Source organism: Rhizobium gallicum bv. gallicum R602sp (genome assembly GCF_000816845.1).
Taxonomy (GTDB): Bacteria; Pseudomonadota; Alphaproteobacteria; order Rhizobiales; family Rhizobiaceae; genus Rhizobium; species Rhizobium gallicum.
The window spans coordinates 1187556-1208283 of the sequence record NZ_CP006877.1; the positions used below are offsets into that span (position 1 = coordinate 1187556).

Consider the following 20728-nt stretch of genomic DNA (forward strand, 5'->3'; position numbering starts at 1 on the left):
ATCCTCCGAAAGAGGGTCATCCACGCATGCGAACAGGAGATACACAATATGACGGATACCGCGACCGGCAACGGGCCGGAATTGCTGGTAGAACTGACGGCCGATATCGTAGCGGCTTATGTCAGCAATCATGTGGTCCCGGTCAGTGACCTGGCCAATTTGATTTCCGACGTGCATTCCGCACTGAGCAACACGTCTGCACCGCAACCCGCCGCAGCCACCATCGAAAAGCAGAAGCCCGCCGTTTCGGTACGCAAGTCAGTACAGGATGATCAGATCACCTGCCTGGAATGCGGCGGCAACTTCAAATCTCTCAAGCGCCATCTGATGACCCATCACAGTCTCTCGCCGGAAGAATACCGCGAGAAGTGGGATCTTCCCGCCGATTATCCGATGGTCGCTCCCGCCTATGCCGAGGCGCGCTCGCGCCTCGCCAAGGAAATGGGCCTCGGCCAGCGCCGCAAACGCGGCCGCGGCTGAACCTTGCACGTTCCTAAGCGCGAAAGCCGGGCCCCAAGCCCGGCTTTTTCTTTGCGCGGACTTGGAGGAAAATAATCCCAGTATATTCAGCCCATGGCGAAAAAGGCGAATTGAATAAAAAAGAGTTGCACCTGGTGCTTTTCCGGTCGTCCGGATCGAATCTGGCGCCTGCGGCAAAATCCCCGTTGACCTCAATCTAAGTTGAGACGCGAACATGACGCAGTCTGTCAGCCAAGGAGGCGCCGATGGCCATCGTTTTAAGTGACGACGATCTGGACCGAAGCACGACTATGCCGATCGCCATCAAGGCGATCGAGGAAGCAATGGCAGCGCGATCAGCAGGGGTATTGATCTCGCCGCCCAGGCATAACGTGGTCTTTGGCGGCAAAGGCGACCTTGTCTTCACCATCGGCGGGACGATCGGCGAGGGTTCCATTGCGGGCTTCAGGGTTTATGAAACATTCAACGGGCCGCGTCACGAACAGGTCGTCGCGGTCTGGTCGACTGAAACGGCAGAGCTTCAAGGCCTTGTCGTCGGCAGCCGCTTGGGAAATATCCGAACCGGCGCGATTGGCGGCATTGCCATTCGTCACATGTCATCGCCTAGCGTCAGGACTGTAGGCGTCATTGGAAGCGGGCAACAGGCGCGGACACAGTTGGAGGCCGCGGCACTTGTCCGCAGGCTGGATCATGTCCGAGTCTATAGCCGCCACGAACAGAACCGTTGCACATTCTCAGCGGAGATGGAGCAGCGCTTAGGTATCCCCGTGGAGCCCGTGGATTCGCCACGGCGCGCTGTAAGCGAGGCCGATATCGTCATTTGTGCAACGACCAGCCGAACACCGGTGATGGAGGCGGCTTGGCTGAAGCCCGGAGTTCACATCAACACTCTCGGTCCGAAGACCGTGGACGAGCATGAGTTGGGCTTCGATATCGCCGCGGCCGCCCATCTTATCGCGACCGACTCTCTGGAGCAGACAGACGCTTACAAGGCTCCATTCTTCCTGCGTGGGTCGCCCGATGCTGTGCGCTTGGTGGATTTGGCAGCGATCGTCAGCGGCAGGCTGCCTGTTCGCCAGGCGCACGATCAAACGACGTTGTTTTGCTCGGCGGGCCTTGCAGGCACCGAAGTCCTGGTGGCATCGAAGCTGCTTGCGGCTTCCGGCGGCGGCAAGGCTCCTGCGGCCTGAAGTGGGCGGAGAGCCTGGATTATCTCGGGAACAGTAGCCAACTTGGCAATCTTTCCATTCATGTAATCGAGCGAGACCCTTCCATGCTCGGCATCATAGGAATCGATGCATTCCTCCGCCAACACCACGCGAAGGTCGCGTTGGTAAGCGTCGATAGCGGCCATGCGAATACAAGCGTGCGTGTTGATGCCGCACAATACCAGCTCGGCCACGCCCATCGCCGATAGAATGTCTTCAAGTTCGGTCCGGTAAAAGGCACTATAGCGTTTCTTTACGATGGTCGTGTCGCTTGGCTGGCAATTGAGGCCAGCATGAAGATGGGCGCCTGAAGTTCCCTCGATCGCGATCTTCAGGTTCTTGTCGCGCATCTCGAGAAAGGCGTCGCTAAGGTCAGGCCGAAATTCCGGCCGCACCCATATGACGGGCAACGCGGCCTGTCTAAAGGCCACAGCCAGCTTGTTGGTTTCACCGATCAGCCGAGCTGCTTTATCTGCGCTCCAACGGTCGAGGTAGTCATTGATTAGGTCGATGATAACAAGGGCGCGTTTGGTCATTAAGCGATTAAACGTCACAACAGTTGCAGTGTTGTGACGCCACACGGCATGCCGGTTTGGAACGTTTCTTGTTCATGCCGCGGACATCAAAATGCGCTCAATCATTCCCGAACATCAGCGACTGATGCGCCGCCGTTCCGGCCAGCGCCCCATCACCAACGGCGAGAGCAACGGAGCCTGCGGCCCTTGCTGCATCGCCGCAGGCGAAGATGCCCTTCGCGGTCGTCTGCTTTACGGCATCCGTCCTGATGAACTGGCCGAGCGGCCCCTCTTCCATCACGCAGCCCAGTTGCTCGGCCCAAGGGATTTGCACTGAAGTCCGCGTCAAGGTGAACAAACCGTCCATTGCGACAATCCTGCCATCGTCCAGCCAGACATCCGCACGGTCTCCTGCGATCTTGCGCACTGGTGTCGTCTCGACCTTGACTGCGCGCGCACGCAATTGCGCTACCTGATCGGCATTCGGGACGACGATACCGTTAGTGAAAAAAGTCGTCTCGCCCCAGTCAGGAAGCATTAGGGCATGATGCATGGAATGCTCCCCGGATGCGATGACGCCGATCCGCCCCTGGTTCAGTTCGTAACCATGGCAATAGGGGCAATGGAAGACAGATTTTCCCCATCGTTCCTGCAGGCCTGGAATTTCGGGCAGTCGATCGGCAACCCCTGCTGCCAGGATCAGACGCCTGCCTTCCTTCATAGGTTTGCCATCGATTTCGATGGCAAATCCATTGCTTGTCCTCTCTGCGGCTTGTGCCTTGGCATTCAGCCAGTGGACAGTCGGATAGCGTTCGAGCTGGTGGCGGGCCTCGGATACGATGAGGCCGGGTTCACGGCCATCCTGCCCCAGAAAACCGTGCGAGACAGCGGCAAAGCGATTGCGGCGCTCACCGGCATCGATCACCAGGATCTTCCGTCTGGCACGGGCGAGCGGCAGCGCCGCTGAAATGCCTGCAAAGCTGCCGCCGATGATGATGACGTCGAAATGCATAAATAACCTCTCACGGTCGATCCGGTTCATCGCCCGGCGGGACGGCCGAACGTTGCGTCATGGAACTTGTTAAGTTACGTGAAATGGTTTGTCAATAATCATGCAACTAATATTGTTGCATGATTATGCATCTGTTACATCTGTGAACCGCAAACGAGTGAACCAGGCCATGAGACACGACACCCGCTTATCCCGCATGCTGCATGTGCTTGTTCACATGGATCGCCACGAAGGCGCCGCAACATCCGAAACCATTGCAGCGATGCTGGGCACCAATGCCGTTGTCGTGCGCCGAACCATGGCCGGCCTGCGAAATCAGGGGTATGTCCGGTCCGAGAAGGGGCACGGCGGCGGCTGGGTCCTGGCACGCCCTTTGGAGGAGATCACCCTGCTCGACATCCACAACGCCTTGGGCGCGCCGCAACTCTTCTCGATCGGACTGGCGGGCGACAATCCGAACTGCGTCATCGAACAGGCCGTCAACGCCTCGCTTGCCGGGGCGATGCATGAGGCGCAAGCCATCTTGCTGGCGAAGTTTGGCAAGGTCACATTGGCCGCCCTTGCCGAAGAATCCTCCAAGCGATGGGCAAAACCTGCGCACTGCTCTTTAGCAATGGAGCATTCCTAGAATTGCCCTTTTAAGGCTATTTTCTGGACCAAAGATGTTTCCGCCCTCAAGGTCGCTCGAAGGCCGGCGGGACACTCGCGCCAAAGAATGCGGCAATAAACAAGGCCGGGCGAAATCGCACGGCATCGCCTTTTCACACCAGTGCAACGACATCCGTGGTCAATTGTCTGAAGCGACTGAGGGCATCGCGCAGCGGTCCGTTCAGACGCCGCGAACCGCCTCACGATATATAAGGGAATGCGAAAGATATCGTTTGCTTTGTATTGCCTGAAAGCGCACTGTCCGGCCTCCAGCAGCCATTTTCACGGGCGCTGCTGTCTGAGGGCGGTCATGCCCTAGCCCCGACCGAAAGGAGGACTGCATGTCTTCCGAAGTCACCATGAAATATCTGAACAGCGGGGACCTTGGCATACTGCAGCAGGTGCTGAGCGATGCAGGCTATACCGGCGACATTCGTTTCGATCAGCCTCGCACTTTTAATGCTGCGGCACTGCTGCTCATCCAGCTGTTCCAGGCAGGCACGACCTCGCCCGCCGAGCTTGCAAGTGAACTCGACCGCCACTTCGGCAAGGCAAAACGTGTCGTCGCCATGCCTCCTACCGTTGCGCCGTTTCACCGTTTTGCAATTCAGGGCCTTCCGTCCTCGCGTTCCGCGATCGTCCACTGAACATGAACATAAGGCCACCCACCTTCGACGTCGACGATGCCCGGCGCGCGAACGAGTGCGCCTGCCTCTTCGACCATCTGGCGACGCAGATTTCGATTGAAGCCGCAAACGCGGGGTGGCTGCAGAGCGAGGTTGCATTGGCCCTTGCTGACGCCGCCGAGCGCTACGTGATGCATCTCGCAGCTGGCACCCACGAGATGCCGATTGCCGCCAACTGCAACGCCGTTCGGGAGGCCTGACGCATGCGGAGCGGCCTTTTCATCGCCTTCTTTTGCACCGCCGCGGCTCTCTATGTGGCGTGGGGACAGATCGCTGCCTATCAGGAGCGGGAGCGCATTCAAACCGCCGATGCCGCCGAGCGCCGAACACGACGGGCGGAACTTTCCGCAGACGGCTGCAATGGTGCCGTTGGCTCCCTTTCGGCGATGGAACATCGGCTCCTCAAGGCCGGAGGCATCGAGATCCCCGAGGCTCTGGCGAGCGACATCACGTTATGTCTCGAAGAGAATATCATGTCCGGCCGTTCACGGCTGCAGATGGAGCGGACGCACTTGATCAGGCTGTTTCCACGCGAGACGAGCGGATTGCCAAACGAATGACGGCGCGCTTAAGCCGCGACCCTCACCCGCGCTTCTTCCCGGATTCGGTTCACCATTGACCTCAGCCCGTTGGAGCGCTGCGACGACAGGTTCTCGACAAGGCCGATCTTCGAGAAGATATCGAAAGCATCGAGGCCCGCGATCTCCGAGGCCCTCTTGCCGGAATAGGTGGCAAGCACGATGGCGACGAGGCCACGCACGATATGCGCGTCGGAATCGCCCTCGAAGATCAGCACCGGATTTTCCGGATCCCCCTCGGGATGCGTCACCAGCCAAACCTGGCTGGCGCAGCCCATCACCTTGTTCGCGGACGTCTTCTTGTCGTCCGGCAGGTCCGGCAGCCCCTTGCCGAGTTCGATGACATAGCGGTAGCGGTCCTCCCAGTCGTCAAGGAAGGAGAAGTCGTCGATGATCTCGTCGAGAGATGCCATAAGCGGGCCTTTCACTATTGTGAGTGATATAGGTGAACTGCCGCCGCTTTTGAACCATTAAAAAGAAAAACGTCTGCCAGGCGGCAAACACCACAGGCCTACTTCGGCAGCATTGCGGGGGGCGCGCCGCTCAGGATATCATGCCGATGCCGCTGGCGGCCATGCCGAGAATGACGACGCCAACGGCATCCTGATCCTCGTTCCTTCCGCCCTGTTCCTCGCCTCAAGATCAAAAGGCGCCTTCGTCCGCCAGCCCCGCCTATCGCTCGAACGCATAGAAAAAAAGCCGTGAAGGATGGGCACCCTCACGGCGCAGCACAATGCTGAAATCAAACAGGGCAGGCACGTCAGGCACGGGCATCTCCGTATCATGCGGATCGCCGGTGCAAGCTTGGGGCGGAGAACTCCGCTGAATTCTTAAAGGACCGGCTTCGGTGTCGGCAAGGGAATGGCGCCGGTTACGACCTTGTCGGAAACCGATTCGTCCTCCACCGGCGGGCGGTAGGGCATCGGCTGGTTCAGTGCGGCAGCCCTGTGCTCTTTTGCGGAAGGAGCATCGGCTGCGACCGGCGCTTCGGTAAGCGGTGCGGCCGGCGTCGCCTCCGCAAGGGCCGGTGCCTTCTCGTCCGAGAACTGGCTGTCCAGCAGCTCATAAGCGACACGGGCGCCTTCGCGGGCCCGGTAGCCGAGGGCGGTGAGCGTTTCGGCGCCCTTGACGCAGACCTCCGGCTTCTCGTTGCACATGCCGGTGAGATATTCGTAGGCGCCGCTTGCGGCGGTGACGGCGTCGAAGAATTGGATTTGCGGGTCGTTGCCAAGCCGCGTCGAACTCTCCGAGCTGAAGAGCGGCAAGAGGACCAGCACGAGGCCGAACCAGAACGATCCTTTGATCAGAAGCCACATTGTCGTTGCCCATCCTGTTTTCCCGTCCGGTCTTCTCGCCGAATCAGGCCCGGTCTTCCGGTGTGCTTTCACCCTAGCGGGGAAATGCGAATGCCACTTTTCGAAACTCGACGGCATTTGCGGCAAATTTAATTCGAATTTTAAATAAAGGCATTCTGAGCGCATTTCAGTCAAATTGTAGCCATCGGGGTTAAGCATAGCGCAAAGCGCTGCCTGGAAATGCAGGGATTCCCTACGGGCAGCGTGCCGCAAAGGTTAACGCAAAGCCGAAATGCGAGCGAAATCCATCGCTTACCCCATATTAACCACAAAAACCAAAGGGCCCTGCGGATGGCTCAAAATGGGATTTTTCCAGCTTTTGGGCTGTGGAGGGCCGCTTTGCCTTATCCTTTCCTTAAGCCGCCGGGGCCTATTGTCCGCACTGTGTAAAGAGCCTTTTCGGCGGGTATTGCGTGCGCGTATTGAGTGACATTGGCGGACGGGCGGCGGCCCTCGTGGATCGGGCAGCGGCAGGCTGGCTTTCCCGCACGGGAAGCGGCGAAGCCGTTGCCGAGCGAGAGCTTGCGATCCTTCGCCGCCTCGTCTTCCTCTCTTCCGCGGCCTTGATCGCTGCGCCTGTCGGCCTCTCCTTCGTCACCAGCCCGGCCGTGGCACTGCCTGCAGGTGTCGCGACCGTCTGCGCTGCCTTCCTCTTTTCAGCCGTGGGCAGCATCGCGCTTGCCCGCCAGAGCGCTGCAGTGTCGGGTGTCGCCGCGGCGCCCGCGGAAGACTTCTTCCTGGAAAACAGCGCCGGCCTCGTTCTCTTCCTCGATCCGCAAGGCAACGTCACCACCGCCGGTGGCCGCGACTGCCGCGAGTTCCTCGCCTGGATGCGCGATCCGAAGGGCAGGGGCTTCATCGAACAGGTGCATGTCTCCGACCGCATCTTCGTCCTGCAGGCGCTCGACCGGCTGCGCCAGGGCGAGGAGTGCGCCAGCGTCGACCTTCGCCTCGACCGCCCCGGCGTTTCCCTTGATCTTCGCCAGTTCGCCCATCTCAGAATGGACATGACGGCGCGGCGCGACGAGGACGGCGAGCTCCTGGCCGTCGTCGCCCAGCTCCGCGACGTCTCGGTCGAACAGCGGCTGCGCATGGAAGCCCAAAGCCGGGCGGACGATGCCGAATCCGCCAACGATGCCAAGTCGCGCTTCCTGGCCGCCGTCAGCCATGAGCTGCGCACGCCGCTGAACGCCATCCTCGGCTTCTCGGATATCTTGCTCGGTGAATATTTCGGCAAGTTCGACAATGAGCGCCAGCGCGAATACGTCACCCTGGTCCGCGAGTCCGGCGCGCACCTGCTCTCCGTCGTCAACACCATGCTCGACATGAGCAAGATCGAGGCCGGCCGCTATGAGCTGCTGCTCGAACCGTTCGATATCGGCGCCTCGGTCCGCTCTTGCGAGGCGATGCTTGCGCTGCAGGCCAAGGGCAAGGGTGTAACGCTGACGAGCCGCATCCAGCGTGGCCTCGACGAGGTTGTCGCCGACCAGCGCGCCATCCAGCAGATCCTCATCAATCTCGTCGGCAACGCCGTGAAGTTCACCGATGCCGGCGGCGCCGTCACCGTTGATGCGGCGGTGCGGGACGGCATCCTGCAGATCAGCGTCAGCGACACCGGCATCGGCATTCCCGCCGACAGGCTCGAATCGCTCGGCCAGCCCTTCATGCAGGTTCAGAACGATTATACGCGTCATTACGAGGGCACGGGCCTCGGCCTATCGCTGGTGAAGGGCCTCGTGGCACTGCATGGCGGCCACTTCGCGATTGCCAGCGTTCCCGGCGAAGGCACGATCATCACCATTTCGATCGCGGCGGACGGTTCCGGAGCCGGTGCCGTGCATGCGCAAAAGGACGGGGCGGTCGATTTCCCGCCGCGCCTGAAAATTGCGGCGACGAACGTCGCCGGACTGGAAGAGGGGCTTTTCGATGGCCGCGCGCAAGCGAAAATCGCCTAAGGGAAGGAGAGGCCGGCAGCAGCCGAGCCTGCTTTTCACAGGGGCTGCCGCCCTCGGCGGCGTGGGCATGACGGGCGCATCCGCGCTCGGCGGCGTCATTGCGCGCAATCCGTCGGTCGCAGGCGGGACCACTGCCTTTGTCGTCATCTTCAGCTTCGTCGCCGCCAATGCACTTTGGTATCAGCCGGGTACGCATCCGCATCCCTTCTTTCGCACCCGCGATGTGCTAGCGCCCTTCTCGATCGGCCGACCGTCCGTGGAAGAGCCGCACCCAGGCGACGTCACGACCTTCAAGATCGAACGTCCGGGCGAGGAGGGCGCTGCCTCGACCACCAATGCGACGCCGCCGGCTGCAGCACCCGGCCAAGAGCCCAGTCAGCTGGTCATGGACATCCAGAAGGAGCTCATCCGCCGAGGCCTCTATAACGGCACGGCCGACGGTATCATCGGCCCGCGCACCAGCGCCGCGATCCTCTTCTTCGAGGAAACCGTCGACATGCCGCCGAGCGGCGATGCGACGCCGGATGTGCTTGCCGCCCTCAAGACCGATTCCATCGGCCCCTCGGCCGTTCCCGCCGAGAAGCCGCGCGAGGATGTGACCTCGAAAGCCTCGGCCGAGGATCCGGTCGCTGCCGCCATCCGCAGCGCCGAACGGCAGATCAAGACCGCGCCCGCCGGCCCGAAGCAGGTCCCATCATCCGAGCTCACCAATGTCGATCTGGTGCTGAAAATCCAGAAGGGCCTTTCCAACATGGCCTACGCCAATGTCGGCGTCGACGGTGTCGCCGGCGAACAAACCCGCACCGCCATCCGCCGCTTCCAAAAGCACTACAACCTGCCCGAAACCGGCGAGCCCAACGAGGCGGTACTGAAGAAGTTGAAGGAAATCGGTGCGATTTAAGGCTGGGTGAGCGCTGGCAAAAAAGCTCGTCCAATGTGCATCTTCACTGCGACGGCTCTGGTTCCTGGCGTCGTTTGAGGCGCTGTCAGCACGGCCACGACGTCGTTCTGCGTCCTGGCTCGACGAGCGATCCGGCGTTGTCACGCGCATGGCGCAAGACACTGACCGATCCCGGGCAATCGCGGCGCTCTGCCAGCAGCTCCCTTCGCTGGGAGAGCTTGAACGGCAAGGCTGAGCCGGGAGGAAAACTTGCGGCAAGTGATCGGCGCGGTGGGAGGCCACCTTGCTTCGTGCCAACTGCGAACATTTGCGCTATGCTCAGTCGATGGAACGCCGGCACGCCAAATGGATTGCAACGCTATCGTTGGCCGTGGCCGCAGCGAGCGTCGCTGCGGCCCACCCGGATTCGCGCTGTACATGCCGCAATCGGGATGGCACGAAGTACGAGCTTGGCCAGACTGCCTGCATCACGGTGGGCGGGGCGTCGTATCTCGCACGCTGCGAGATGGAGTTGAACGTCACGACATGGCGCAAATTGCGGGACGGTTGCCCGGAGGTCTGAACCGCAACTGCGGGCCGCTCTGCCAAGAAAACACCCAATCACCGAAGCCGGCCCAGCCGGGCCGGCCTCGTAAATCCGGGGACGGCTATCTGATCACCGGCTCGCCGTGATACCGGCGCTTTGACGGCTTCGATACGCCAAATCCGACTTCCATCATCAGGCGCGGCGTATGCTTGGCGAGCGTTCCCATATGGAAGCCGAAGGGATCTTCGACAAAGCCGGTGCCCGCCTTTCCTGTCAGCGTGACTGCGCTCTCCTTGCCGTAGAAGCCCAGCACATCCTCGGCCGAATGTCCGACAAGCAGCGTCAACTGGTGCTTCATCCGGCGGCGGTTGTGGCTGCCTTGAACATAGACATGCGGACCGGCATCCGCATCGACGTCGGACAGATAGAAGAAGAATTTCAGCATCCGCCAGTCGTCGAGATCGAAGTGGAACTTGAACGAGGCGCGACTCAGATCGGCTTCCGAGGCAGACTTCGTCGGGAAACTCCACCATGTCCGCGTGGTGATCAATTTCGCCTCGCCGCCGAGATAATGCCGCGCGATATTGAGGAGCAGCGGGTCTTGCTGCACCGCGACCGCTGCCTTGCATTGCAGAACCCGCTCGAAATGATGGCCGCTCAATATCGTGCGTTCGAAGCGGCGTTCGGCTTCGGCGTGCTCTCCGGCGAGAAACTCGACCTTGCGCTCGAAATTGCCGAAACACGGCGTCTCGCGTGCAAAACGGGCGATTTCCTCATGGATGGCTGGCGGCAAAGTGAGGCCGGTGAAGATGCCATTTCTTCGCAGTTCCGCAGCGGCTTTCTCCGCCTTGATCCCGCCAAACATTGACGGTGCTGTTGCCGAAGACGGAATAGGTCTGGCGGTGAGCCAATGGGCGCGACGGAAAGGCATCGTGCGCGCCAGCAGGAACATCGGCAGCCAAGCGGGATTTTCCTTGAGGTCGGTTAAATAGGTCGGTACGCGCGCTGCCATGCGGCGAAGGGGCCCGCCTGTGCGGGCAATGGCTTCGAGGTCTTTCGGCTTAGACTTTGGCGCATCAAGCATCTGATATCCTTATTCGAACATGGTTTCCCATGGCGTTTTCCCCTGGCGCCGGGCCTACGGTATGTGGTTTTGGATCATGATGCAATGCAACATGAGAATTGCAGCCTGCTATATGGTTAATAAGTCGTTGAATAAGTTAAAGATTTTGGAGACTAAGTCCCCGCGGGCAACGAAGCTACGCCCGTATATATGTGGCAACAAACGGGCGCACCGGTTCTAAAGCCGGAGGGTGGACCCCCTAGAAGAAATGGAAGTCGTCGGCGGCAAGCGATGTGCCGCGGCTCACGGCCGCAAACGCCACCGCGGCCGCATCGCCGCTCCCGTCGGAATCGAAGAGCAGGCGGCCGGAGCATGTGTCGTAGATGATGTGGTCGTCCTCATCCAGCGCGGCTGTGCCCTTCGCGAAGGCACCAGGGTCGAGCGCGCCCGCCACAACGCCGGCGAACACGGAGCTGTCCAGCCGGAAGACGTCGTCAGCGGAGCTGAAGTCGAGGATTTTGTCGCAATTGGCCCGGCCGGGCTCGGTGTCGAAGACGAAGATGTCGCCGCCCACTCCGCCGGAGAGTGTGTCGCGGCCGGTTCCGCCGTTGAGAGTGTCGTCGCCGCCGCCGCCGCGCAGGCGGTCCTTGCCAGCGCCGCCATCGACGGTATCGTCGAACCGGCTGCCGGTGATCCGGTCATTGCCGCCCATCGCGGCGACGAGAAGGGGGTGATCGTACGCCTCATAGCTGGCGACATCTTTCGCATCGGTGAGCGTGATCTCTTCGGCCGGCGGCACGATCATGATGGTGATCGTCGCAAGATTGCTGTTGCCCTGGCCGTCGGTGGCATAAACCGTGAAACTGTTGGTGCCGGTGAAGCCGGCCGCCGGAGAATAGTCGAAGAGGTTACCGTTCAGGTAGTCTTGGTGATAGTGCAGGCTTCCCGCATATTGGCCCTGATGAAACGGATAGTAGCCTGCGTCATATCGCGTCTCCTGCTGCAGCGTGCCGTGGTCCGGCCCGTCCACGATGACGAAGCTCAACAGGTCGAAATCGGCATCCGACGCGCTGAACTTGATGTCGTCGAGCGATTGACCCGGAGAAAGGGTGAAGCTCATGTCGGCGGCGGTTGGCGCATGGTTGACGAAGGTGTCGGGCTGCAGCGCGCCGCCTTCCAGGATGATCTGATGCGGGCCGTACTGGGTGTTTTCGCCACCGAAATATTCGTTGGCGCCCTGCCATGTCACCACCAGGTCGTCGGGGCTTTCGGCAGTGATGGAGATAATCTCAGTCGAAAGGTAGGCAGCCTGGTCGGTGAGCGTGCGGATATAGCGGCCTTCGTTGTCGAAGACGAAAGTTTCCACCGTCGTGAAGATCTCGGTCCTTCCGTCATTGGTGAAGGTGGTGACGGTAAAGAAGCCGTCGAACACGTCGACCGAGGCAAGATCGACCCAGCCGAACGGATAATCTGTATGCGCGGCCCCCGGTCCGAGGACGTCGCCGTCCGTTTCCGTTATGCTGAAAAGGATTGCATCAGGGCTCTCGTTGTTGATGTCTTCCCATACGCTAAGCTCACTGCCATTGCTCAAAGTGGGCATCGTATTTTCCTCCGTTGCAGAAAAACGGCACTGCAGACATCTTCACGGAGAGGCAAGATAGGCTGAGATGCGGGCCGATCAAGCTTGGCGATGGGATTGACGGTTCCTTCGGCATGCTCGCTCGAAATCTGGTAAACTTTCTTCCTCAAAAAGGAGTGGGCATGTCCACAAGTGACCGGCAAGCGCATTGGCAGACTGTCTACAAGACCAAGGCGGAGAGCGAGGTCAGTTGGCACGAGGATGCGCCGGAACTCTCGATGGTTCTGCTGCGTCAAGCCGGGCTGACGCCGGACATGTCGGTGATCGACATCGGCGGCGGGACATCGCGGCTGGTCGATGCTCTTGTGGCGTCCGGCCAGGCCCATATCAGCGTCCTCGATGTGTCTGCCGCAGCCATCGAGACGGCAAAGTCGCGGCTGACAGATGCGACGCGTGTGGAGTGGATCGTATCGGACATGACCGTCTGGTCGCCTGCTCGCCAGTATGATTTCTGGCACGATCGCGCCGCCTTTCACTTCCTGACGGAGGCGGCCGACCAAGAGGCCTATGTTCGGGTGCTGGGGCAGGCTCTCAAGAGCGGCGGCAAAGCCGTGATCGGTACCTTTGCGCCCGACGGACCGGAAAAATGCAGCGGCTTGCCGGTCGCCCGCTACGATGCGCAAAGCCTGCAGGATGTTCTCGGCAGCGGGTTCAAGCTTGCCGCAACGCGTCGACATGAGCACACAACGCCATCGGGATCGGTGCAGCAATTCCAGTTCAGCACGTTAGAGAAGGTCGCTGGCACGGAGTCGTTTGCTTGAAGATCCGAAACGCCCGGCACGCCAGCTCTCCATCGCCGCCCCATCGATCAGATTATTGATGCGCGCAAATTGCGGCGAGTTGTCGCGTCCCGTTCTCTCGTGCGTGTGAAGCCAACGTGACGGAGCCTCGAAACCTGAAGGAATCTGGGGCGATTTGCCGTGGCGGAGCGGCTTTTCGCACCGCAGAAAATTGCAAAGGCAATGTACCTGCTGGGCCTTGAAATTCGTTAGGGCAATATCGAAATGTAATTTTGTTTGTCCTCGGCCGCTGGTTGGCGAAGAGGTACGTTTTGAGACCGTGGTCAACTTCGCTTGAAAGATACCAGCCGTATGGTATCTTTTTCCTGTCTGATACTGTTGGCCGACGGCCCATGGCCGGCCAGCTCAAAGATTTTTGCCTGCCGGGATAGCCCGAATGTTGTTCGAAGATTCCGGCAGCGCTCTATCCGAAACACATATTTCTGATCGCGCCATGTATAAATCAATCGCCTCCCTGAGCAGCGTGGACAACCCGCGGCTTTACAAGGTTCTTTTCGACCATTTCTCGTCGCTCTATCCGGCAATAGCCAAATCGAGCGTGGCTGAATTTCACTTAGGGGGCGATCAGACTTTTCGGCTCCTTCGAGGGTCGAAGGACCTCACTTTCGAGATTGTCTACTCCGACATTTCCCGGTTCGCCTCTATCACCCGATCATTGAATTCACGAGCACGAAAATACATCACGGGCTTTGCTCTTCAGTGGAGCACTTCGCGCGTGGCACCTCCGCGCGGACTCCTGCAGCTTCCTCGTCCGCTGGATGAAACGCGGGTTCCTGAAGATGTGCTGATGGTGATCTTCCATCTTGATCAAGCCGATCCGGTCGAAGCCGAGCGTAAGATCATGGCATGCATCAGCGCGCTCTATCCCTCCGGTCCGACATTGCAGCGAGAGGCGCAGGACTATAACGGCCAAAGAGCAATAGCGCAGCTCGCTGACTGGCTGTCGTTCCAGGATGCAAAGCGCGTGCTTGACATCGAAGACCCGGACCACGCGGCGATGATGCTCATCTCGATGATGTTTGGAGGAATGGCATCCTGCATGACCGCAGGTGGCGGCTTGCCGGACAGATCGCGCCTTATTGGCTATCTCAAAGGGTGCATCCACCTCTTCGTGAGAGGTTGCCGCTGCAAAGAGGCCGCCTGACACGAAGAGCCGGATACGGCACTGCCGGCTGCCGTTCACCACCCCATTTTTGCGTGGCGGTGGAGCTTGGCCTTCTTTGTTGGAATCTCTCGCTGCAGCCTCTTTAGCTTGCCCGGGCAGCACAATCTTGGCCGCGGAACGGTCGCTCTGGCAGCTCTCCTTGTGGCAAAAATACAACGTTCGCTGGTTCTAGAATATTTTTGGTACGATGGCGTTTATTAAATAATTGACGGGCTGGCGCATCGCCTGTTCTAAAGGTTGCGTTGCCGGAGCAAATCGCCTCGGCAACTCCTGGCGGACTGAAATTTCAGGGGACCGCATCCATCGCGCTAGCAAGAGCCAACCTTGGGGTTGGCCTCTGGAACGGAGACAAAAATGAACATTAAGAGCCTTCTTCTCGGCTCCGCTGCTGCCCTCGCAGTAGTTTCCGGTGCTCAGGCCGCCGACGCCATCGTCGCTGCCGAACCGGAACCGGTTGAGTACGTCCGCGTCTGCGACGCTTACGGCACCGGCTACTTCTACATCCCGGGCACCGAAACCTGCCTCCAGATCGGCGGCTACGTCCGCTTCGACGTTGGCTTCGGTGCTGGCGACGCATTCAAAAACAACGGCTCTGAGGACTGGGATGCCCGCACGCGTGCGCACATCAACGTCATCGCTAAGAGCGATACGGAATACGGCGTTCTGACGAGTGCGATCATTCTTGAATCCAATTTCCGTCCGAACGAAGTTGACAGCGACGCTCGTTCGGCTGGAGCATCTTCTACGTTCGGCAGTTCTCAGGACAGCACTGGCATCGACGAGGCTTACATCGATCTCGCCGGCTTCCGTGTCGGTAAGTTCGCCAACTGGTGGGATGATGACTTCTCGGGCGAAACCGACGTCATGACGACCCTCGATGGTTCGACGAAGCAGAACTCCATCCGCTATCAGTACGACGCTGGCGACTTCTATGCCGGTATCGCTCTCGAAGAACTGGTTCAGACAGAGGGCGGAAATGCCAACAACCTCGGTATCGACGGTTCCATCGGCGGTAAGGTCGGCGGCTTCACCTATGCGATTATCGGCGCTTACGACACCGACGCCCAGGAAGGCGCCGTACTCGCAAAGGTCGGCGTTGACGTTGGCCCGGGCACGCTCTCGGTTGCCGGCATCTATTCCACCGGTCTGGGCGATCAGGGCTTCAACGGCTACTACGACGCCGGCGAATGGTCCGTGGCCGCTCAGTACGCGCTCAAGGCAACCGACAAGTTCACGGTCACCCCTGCTGTTCAGTACATCGACAACATCGATGCCGACGCGAGTGGCAGCTGGGACAGCGGTAGCGAGCTGCGTGCTGGCGTTACGCTCGATTACAAGGTCGTAGAGAACCTTTCCACAAAGCTCACTGCAACCTATGTTTCGGACGATCACGACAACGCGGCGGATCAGGACTGGGTCGAAGGCTTCTTCCGCCTGCAGCGCGACTTCTAATCAAACGCGATAAAACTGATCTGAATTGACCTCTGATCAGTTTCGAGGGAAGAGCCCGGTATCCCAGCCGGGCTCTTCTTCAATTCAGGCGGTCAACCCCTTGGCGAAAATTCTAAGGCTCGAACGAAGGTAGGCTCGGGTCCGTTTCGCGCGTTCTTCCAAATCCATTTCTGCGCGGCCGATGCTCAAGCTTCCGAAGACGATGCCGATCAGCATGGTGGCTGCAGCGTCTGCGTCAGCAACCGTTATCCGGCCCTTCTGCTTCATCTGCCTGAGCCACTCGGAGAGCCTTGCACGCGCGAGCCTGAAATCGTCCCGCAATTCCGCGACGTGTTCCGCCGCTTCCCAGCCGACCTCTATCATGAAGTAGTCATTCATGCCGGCCGCGTCCGCCGCACCGTCTTCATCGATGAAAAAGGTTCTGGCGAGCTGTTCCTCCAACGGAAGCTGGTCATCAATTTCCGGTACGAAGAAAATGGAATCGCTTCGCGATTTCAGTATATCCCGCAGAAGGTCAGCTTTTCCGTTGAAGAACTCGTAGAAGGTTCTTTTGGAAATGCCGCATCTGGCCGCTATCACATCAACCGTCGTATTGACGTATCCGTATTCGATGAAGACATCGCATCCCACGCCGATTATCTCATCCCGTCGCTGATCGGTGTCCACGCTCTTAGGACGCCCGCGCGGCCTCTTTACATTTTCCCCAGTTTTTGAACTCACGATCCCTCATCGCTTAAAATTTTTTTCCACCCAGGCTTCGACTGATACATGAACCGGCCTGGCGGGTACAGGCCGTCTGGACCCGCTCATCCGGCGCGCGGCCCTCACCCCCAGCTCACCCCCAGCTCACCCCCAGCTCACCCCCAGCTCACGCCCAGCTCACGCCCAGCTCACGCCCAGCTCACGCCCAGCTCACGCATTGTCACCGTTGCGTTACGATCTCAAGCTTCTCAAAAGAATTTGCCCGAGGCAATACAGATGTTATTTTGTCCGACACACATTGCCATCGCGCGGCACGCTCTGATTGCGTGCCTGATTGCGTGCCTGGGGGGCAAGAGACAGACGATGGAAAGTTCGTACAGGCGCAGGAAACAGCCGGAGCTGGTCAAGCGGACCCTGATAGATGAAGCGGCAAAACTTGCCGTGCGGGAAGGGCTTGCCTCCGTGACCGTTCAGGCCGTATCCGACGCAGCGGGGGTGACCAAGGGCGGCTTCATCCATCATTTTCCGAGCAAGAAGGACCTGATCGACGCCGTCTTCGGGGAACTCCTTGAAGCAATCGATGACGATATCGATGCCCGTATGTCCAAGGACCCCGAGCCCTATGGCGCGTTTACGCGCGCCTATATCAACTCAGTCTTCCAAAACAATCTCTGCGCCAAGGGCGGCCAGTGGGCGCCGCTGACGATTTCGGCGCTGACCGATCCGTATCTGCGCGATCTCATGGCAAGCTGGGTCGAGGAACGGGCGCAGCGCCACAATGAGACGGATGGCGATACGCACTTGAAGATCGCGCGCCTGGCTGCCGACGGCATCTGGCTCGCCCATCTTTATAAGATCAAGATCACCGATCCAGAGACGCTGAGGTCTGAGCTTTTGGCAACCACCAGAAAGTCGGATGCGCAGCGCAAGAACTAGATAATTGCCCCGATTCGGGTATGCGCCCTACAACCTAAGTCTAAGCCCTCGCCTTCGTTTGCAACTTATTAACCATATTACCTGAAGCTTTCCTCGTTTGCTTGGGGGAGCCGAGGTCATGTATGCGCTGAAGACGGTGGAGGAGGTTGCCGACGAGCCGGATGGGCACAGCGCGGAGGCGTTGCGCCATGTCCTTTCCAGGCTCGCAGAAGAGGCGTCCACGCTCGGCATCGATCTCGTCGATATCGCCGGCGCCATCCAGGACATGGCGGCGATGTCGGCGCGCCATGCGACGGCATTCGACGATGTGACGCGGACAGCACTTTCGATCGCCGAGACGAACCGGGCAGTTGCCATGTCGCTCAACGAGACGGACCGGACGGCAGCGGAGGCCCGGCACATGTTGAAGGAATCGGCCGGCCGCCTGTCGGGCTCGGTCGAAGAGATCGGCCATATGGTGGAGTCCTCCGAGGAGATCAGCGCCGAGATCAATACCTTCTCCAAATCGCTTGCCGATGTCGACAAGGTTGCCGCAGAGATCAGCACCATCGCGCGGCAGACGAACCTTTTGGCGCTCAACGCCGCAATCGAAGCGGCACGCGCCGGCGAAGCGGGCAAGGGCTTTGCCGTCGTCGCCTCGGAAATCCGCGCGCTGTCGCTGCAGACCTCCAAGGCGACTGGCTCCATCCAGGAAACGCTGGACGAGCTGCGCATCAGGATCGACCGTCTCTCGGCGGCAGGCAGCGGTGCGCGCGAAAGTGCTGCCGGCGTCAAGGATAAGTCCGAGGCGATGCGCGGCGCATTCACCAAGATGGAGCATGTGATCACTCAGATCCTCGACAGCTCCACGGTCATGGCAAGGACCACCGAGGCTGTCGACCAGCAATGCGCCGGTTTCGTCGCCAAGCTCGGCGAGATGTCGGCCGAAGTGCTGAATTCCAACGTGAAGCTCCAGCAGGCCGCAAAGCGCGTCGACAGCGTCGTCGGCCTTTCCGAGAAACTGGTGCAGTTGACAGCGAGCGCCGGTGTGCAAACGACAGACAGCCTCTGGATCGCCAAGGCGCAAGGTGTGGCCTCCGCGATTTCCGACGTCTTCGAACATGCCGTCGCCGAGGGCCGCATCGGCTTCGAGGCGTTGTTCAACCGGCAATACCGCCCGATCCCGGGGACCGATCCGGTGCAGCTCATGGCGGCTTTCACGGAACTCACCGACCGCCTGCTGCCGCCGATCCAGGAGCCCGTGGCCGCCTGCGACGAGCGCATCGCCTTTTGCGCGGCGGTCGATGAGAACGGCTATCTGCCGACGCACAACCGGAAATTCTCCGAACCCCAGCGGCCGGGCGATACGGTGTGGAACACCGCCAACTGCCGCAACCGGCGCATCTTCAACGACCGCGTCGGCCTTGCCGCGGGAAAAAGCACAGCACCTTTCCTCGTGCAGACCTATCGCCGCGACATGGGCGGCGGCAGTTTCGTGATGATGAAGGACATCTCCGCCCCGATCACCGTCCGCGGGCGGCATTGGGGCGGGCTGAGGCTGGCGGTAAAGGTCTAGCGTTGCCGCCCGCACTCCGCCGGTCTATACCGCGCAGATGAGATTGCGTACCGACATCTTCGTTTCCGCCCTCCTGCGCCGCGTTTTTGCCAGGGGCGATTTCGCCGCTGTGGAGAAGAAGGGGGCGGAGGAGGCGGGTGCCATCTTCATCCGCCAGCATTTCCGCGACGGGTTCGAAACGCTCTACGCGCCTGCCCCGCAAAGCGTCTTCGATGTGGAGGAGAGCGGCATGCGTCTTTTTGAAATCAGGCTTGAGAAAGCGGAGGCCGAGAAGGTGCGCGAACTGCTCGACCGCGAGCGGAAGTTCGATCCGGATCTCTGGATCGTCGAGCTCGAAGCCGACGACGTCGCGGAGATCGTGCCGCTGGCCGACGAGCGGCAGAACCCCCTTTGAAGTTCTTACCGGCGGCCGACGATGCGGATATCGCGTGCCGGCGGCTCCTGGCGCACGGCGCGCGGGGCGGAAGCGGCGGATTGCTCCCCCCGCACCTGGTCTTCCGGTTTATAGGTATAGCTGTCGGCGCGACGCCAGGCTTCGACCCGCTGATGGCATTCGTCCGGATCGAGCGCATCCAGCACCATCCAGGCGCGAGTCACGTTGTGCTGCGGCTCGGAAAGATGCGGATACAGCCTCTCCAGCACGAAAACGGCGTCGAGAAAGCCCATGCCGAGGCTGGTCAGGGTCGTTGCGAGCTGCTGGCCGGAGAGATCGAGCATGATGCGCTCGGCAAGCCAGCGGCTGGCCGAAAGCGCGTCGGCAAGCGCCGTTGCGAAGGACCCGGCCTCCCGTGCGCGGGCAAAGCGGACGAGCAGCGCCTCCTGGATGTCGGACAGCGTGCGCAGGCCGAGGCGGTTGCTGTCATTACGTCCGAGATGTCGTGCTAGCCCCTTGATCCGTTCGCGCATCGCCTCTTCGCGGGCAAGGCGCTCGACGAAATCGGCCGCCTCCATCGAGGCAGCGGTCGGCGGGAGCGCATGCTCTTCGGCAACGGCGGCTGGCGCAGTCTGGCGCGGCTCGGCGTGACGCAGCGCCACAAGCGCATCGATGACCTTGGGCGAAAGGCTGTCGCGGCTGACGATCGCCCGGGCGTGGGCAGCTCCCTGCGACCGTGCGATGACGATCAACGTATCGTCGTCGACCGCCTGCGAAGCCGTCAGGAATGGCGCAGCGATTGCGATCGGCTGGCTGCCGATGAAGAGGGCAACGGCCGATGGTATGGTCTTGCACTGTGAAAGAGCGGCAACCGCCTGGCGGCGAGCTTCGTCGGAGGAGGCCTGAAAAAGCGGCATGAACAGTTCGGCGAACTGGCGCAGCTCGGATCGGGTGGGATGCGCCAATCCTTCAAAGCTGCTGACTGTCGCCATCAATACCACATCCTTTTTCCGGATGGCCAGGGGCCCCTCTAGGTCTCGAAACCGGTCACGCACACGAACACCCTGGGAAACGCGGAACTCGGGCCCTCATGCGCTGGCGGAACGCACATCAACCCATGCGAAGATGAACAAATCCTACACCGGCACGGTTAACGGTTGCTGAAGATTTTAATCAAAT

General features: G+C 60.3%; 23 protein-coding genes. 15 read left to right on the forward strand and 8 right to left on the reverse strand.

All coding sequences use genetic code 11. The annotated features are described in order from the left end of the window. Nucleotides 1-48: 48 nt before the first annotated feature. Together RGR602_RS05805 and RGR602_RS05810 are read left to right on the forward strand one after the other, a co-directional pair. On the forward strand, nt 49-480 hold the full coding sequence (locus tag RGR602_RS05805; RefSeq protein WP_022714520.1) for a MucR family transcriptional regulator: 432 nt from the start codon (nt 49-51) through the stop codon (nt 478-480). A 245-nt stretch (nt 481-725) separates the two neighbouring features. Continuing rightward, on the forward strand, nt 726-1670 hold the full coding sequence (locus RGR602_RS05810; RefSeq protein WP_039844330.1) for an ornithine cyclodeaminase family protein: 945 nt from the start codon (nt 726-728) through the stop codon (nt 1668-1670). Here RGR602_RS05810 and RGR602_RS35345 read toward each other — a convergent pair. Then, a complete protein-coding gene (locus RGR602_RS35345; RefSeq protein WP_223843976.1) occupies nt 1568-2269 on the reverse strand; it encodes a cysteine hydrolase family protein in 702 nt (233 codons plus the stop codon). The two genes, RGR602_RS05810 and RGR602_RS35345, sit on opposite strands and share 103 nt — an antisense overlap. Nucleotides 2270-2321: 52 nt before the next feature. Next, nucleotides 2322-3215: an NAD(P)/FAD-dependent oxidoreductase gene (locus RGR602_RS05815; RefSeq protein ID WP_039844331.1), complete on the reverse strand. Its 894-nt coding sequence runs from the start codon at nt 3213-3215 to the stop codon at nt 2322-2324. 169 nt (nt 3216-3384) lie between these two features. On the opposite strand from RGR602_RS05815, the gene RGR602_RS05820 reads away from it, so the two are divergent. The 4 genes from RGR602_RS05820 (at nt 3385) to RGR602_RS05835 (ending at nt 5109) form a co-directional block, all read left to right on the forward strand. After that, a complete protein-coding gene (locus RGR602_RS05820; protein ID WP_039844332.1) occupies nt 3385-3843 on the forward strand; it encodes an Rrf2 family transcriptional regulator in 459 nt (152 codons plus the stop codon). A gap of 361 nt (nt 3844-4204) precedes the next feature. Continuing rightward, the gene (locus RGR602_RS05825) at nt 4205-4510 is read left to right on the forward strand and encodes a hypothetical protein (RefSeq protein ID WP_039844333.1); all 306 of its coding nucleotides are present in this window, start codon (nt 4205-4207) and stop codon (nt 4508-4510) included. 2 nt (nt 4511-4512) lie between these two features. Next, nucleotides 4513-4749, forward strand: coding sequence for a hypothetical protein (locus RGR602_RS05830; RefSeq protein ID WP_052451492.1), 237 nt, complete (start codon nt 4513-4515; stop codon nt 4747-4749). A 3-nt stretch (nt 4750-4752) separates the two neighbouring features. Further along, on the forward strand, nt 4753-5109 hold the full coding sequence (locus RGR602_RS05835; RefSeq protein ID WP_039844334.1) for a hypothetical protein: 357 nt from the start codon (nt 4753-4755) through the stop codon (nt 5107-5109). Between the two features lie 8 nt (nt 5110-5117). Here the strand turns inward: RGR602_RS05835 and RGR602_RS05840 are convergent, their stop codons facing one another. Beyond that, nucleotides 5118-5540 carry a SufE family protein gene (locus RGR602_RS05840; RefSeq protein WP_022714528.1) on the reverse strand — a complete coding sequence of 141 codons (423 nt, stop codon included), beginning with the start codon at nt 5538-5540 and terminating at the stop codon, nt 5118-5120. Nucleotides 5541-5957: 417 nt separating this feature from the next. Next, nucleotides 5958-6443, reverse strand: a complete 486-nt coding sequence (locus RGR602_RS05850; protein WP_039844336.1) for a DUF5330 domain-containing protein — start codon at nt 6441-6443, stop codon at nt 5958-5960. 452 nt (nt 6444-6895) lie between these two features. On the opposite strand from RGR602_RS05850, the gene RGR602_RS05855 reads away from it, so the two are divergent. The 3 genes from RGR602_RS05855 (at nt 6896) to RGR602_RS38095 (ending at nt 9900) form a co-directional block, all read left to right on the forward strand. Then, nucleotides 6896-8437, forward strand: a complete 1542-nt coding sequence (locus RGR602_RS05855; RefSeq protein ID WP_039844337.1) for a sensor histidine kinase — start codon at nt 6896-6898, stop codon at nt 8435-8437. Next, nucleotides 8409-9338 (forward strand): peptidoglycan-binding protein, encoded by a 930-nt coding sequence (locus tag RGR602_RS05860; RefSeq protein ID WP_039844338.1) that lies wholly within the window; start codon nt 8409-8411, stop codon nt 9336-9338. Before RGR602_RS05855 ends, RGR602_RS05860 begins: the two co-directional genes overlap by 29 nt. 325 nt (nt 9339-9663) lie before the next feature. Then, nucleotides 9664-9900, forward strand: coding sequence for a hypothetical protein (locus RGR602_RS38095; protein WP_039846677.1), 237 nt, complete (start codon nt 9664-9666; stop codon nt 9898-9900). An 85-nt stretch (nt 9901-9985) separates the two neighbouring features. Here the strand turns inward: RGR602_RS38095 and RGR602_RS05870 are convergent, their stop codons facing one another. After that, nucleotides 9986-10948, reverse strand: coding sequence for a phytanoyl-CoA dioxygenase family protein (locus RGR602_RS05870; RefSeq protein WP_039844339.1), 963 nt, complete (start codon nt 10946-10948; stop codon nt 9986-9988). Between the two features lie 238 nt (nt 10949-11186). Beyond that, on the reverse strand, nt 11187-12527 hold the full coding sequence (locus RGR602_RS39170; protein ID WP_039844340.1) for an Ig-like domain-containing protein: 1341 nt from the start codon (nt 12525-12527) through the stop codon (nt 11187-11189). 161 nt (nt 12528-12688) lie between these two features. On the opposite strand from RGR602_RS39170, the gene RGR602_RS05880 reads away from it, so the two are divergent. From RGR602_RS05880 to RGR602_RS05890, 3 genes are all read left to right on the forward strand, one after another. Then, nucleotides 12689-13327, forward strand: a complete 639-nt coding sequence (locus RGR602_RS05880; protein WP_039846678.1) for a class I SAM-dependent methyltransferase — start codon at nt 12689-12691, stop codon at nt 13325-13327. 415 nt (nt 13328-13742) lie between these two features. After that, nucleotides 13743-14510, forward strand: coding sequence for a TetR/AcrR family transcriptional regulator C-terminal domain-containing protein (locus RGR602_RS05885; RefSeq protein ID WP_039844341.1), 768 nt, complete (start codon nt 13743-13745; stop codon nt 14508-14510). A gap of 375 nt (nt 14511-14885) precedes the next feature. Continuing rightward, the gene (locus tag RGR602_RS05890) at nt 14886-15983 is read left to right on the forward strand and encodes a porin (protein ID WP_039844342.1); all 1098 of its coding nucleotides are present in this window, start codon (nt 14886-14888) and stop codon (nt 15981-15983) included. Between the two features lie 84 nt (nt 15984-16067). On the opposite strand, the gene RGR602_RS34815 is transcribed toward RGR602_RS05890, so the two are convergent. Beyond that, a complete protein-coding gene (locus RGR602_RS34815; RefSeq protein WP_052451493.1) occupies nt 16068-16649 on the reverse strand; it encodes a TetR/AcrR family transcriptional regulator in 582 nt (193 codons plus the stop codon). 399 nt (nt 16650-17048) lie between these two features. On the opposite strand from RGR602_RS34815, the gene RGR602_RS05900 reads away from it, so the two are divergent. The 3 genes from RGR602_RS05900 to RGR602_RS05910 all read left to right on the forward strand — a co-directional run bounded on the left by RGR602_RS05900 (nt 17049) and on the right by RGR602_RS05910 (nt 19570). Beyond that, nucleotides 17049-17621 (forward strand): TetR/AcrR family transcriptional regulator, encoded by a 573-nt coding sequence (locus RGR602_RS05900; protein WP_039844343.1) that lies wholly within the window; start codon nt 17049-17051, stop codon nt 17619-17621. Between the two features lie 118 nt (nt 17622-17739). Further along, the gene (locus tag RGR602_RS05905) at nt 17740-19176 is read left to right on the forward strand and encodes a methyl-accepting chemotaxis protein (protein WP_039844344.1); all 1437 of its coding nucleotides are present in this window, start codon (nt 17740-17742) and stop codon (nt 19174-19176) included. Nucleotides 19177-19213: 37 nt separating this feature from the next. Next, nucleotides 19214-19570, forward strand: a complete 357-nt coding sequence (locus RGR602_RS05910) for a DUF1491 family protein (RefSeq protein ID WP_039844345.1) — start codon at nt 19214-19216, stop codon at nt 19568-19570. Between the two features lie 5 nt (nt 19571-19575). On the opposite strand, the gene RGR602_RS05915 is transcribed toward RGR602_RS05910, so the two are convergent. Next, nucleotides 19576-20604, reverse strand: coding sequence for a DUF2336 domain-containing protein (locus RGR602_RS05915; protein ID WP_039844346.1), 1029 nt, complete (start codon nt 20602-20604; stop codon nt 19576-19578). Nucleotides 20605-20728: the final 124 nt, after the last annotated feature.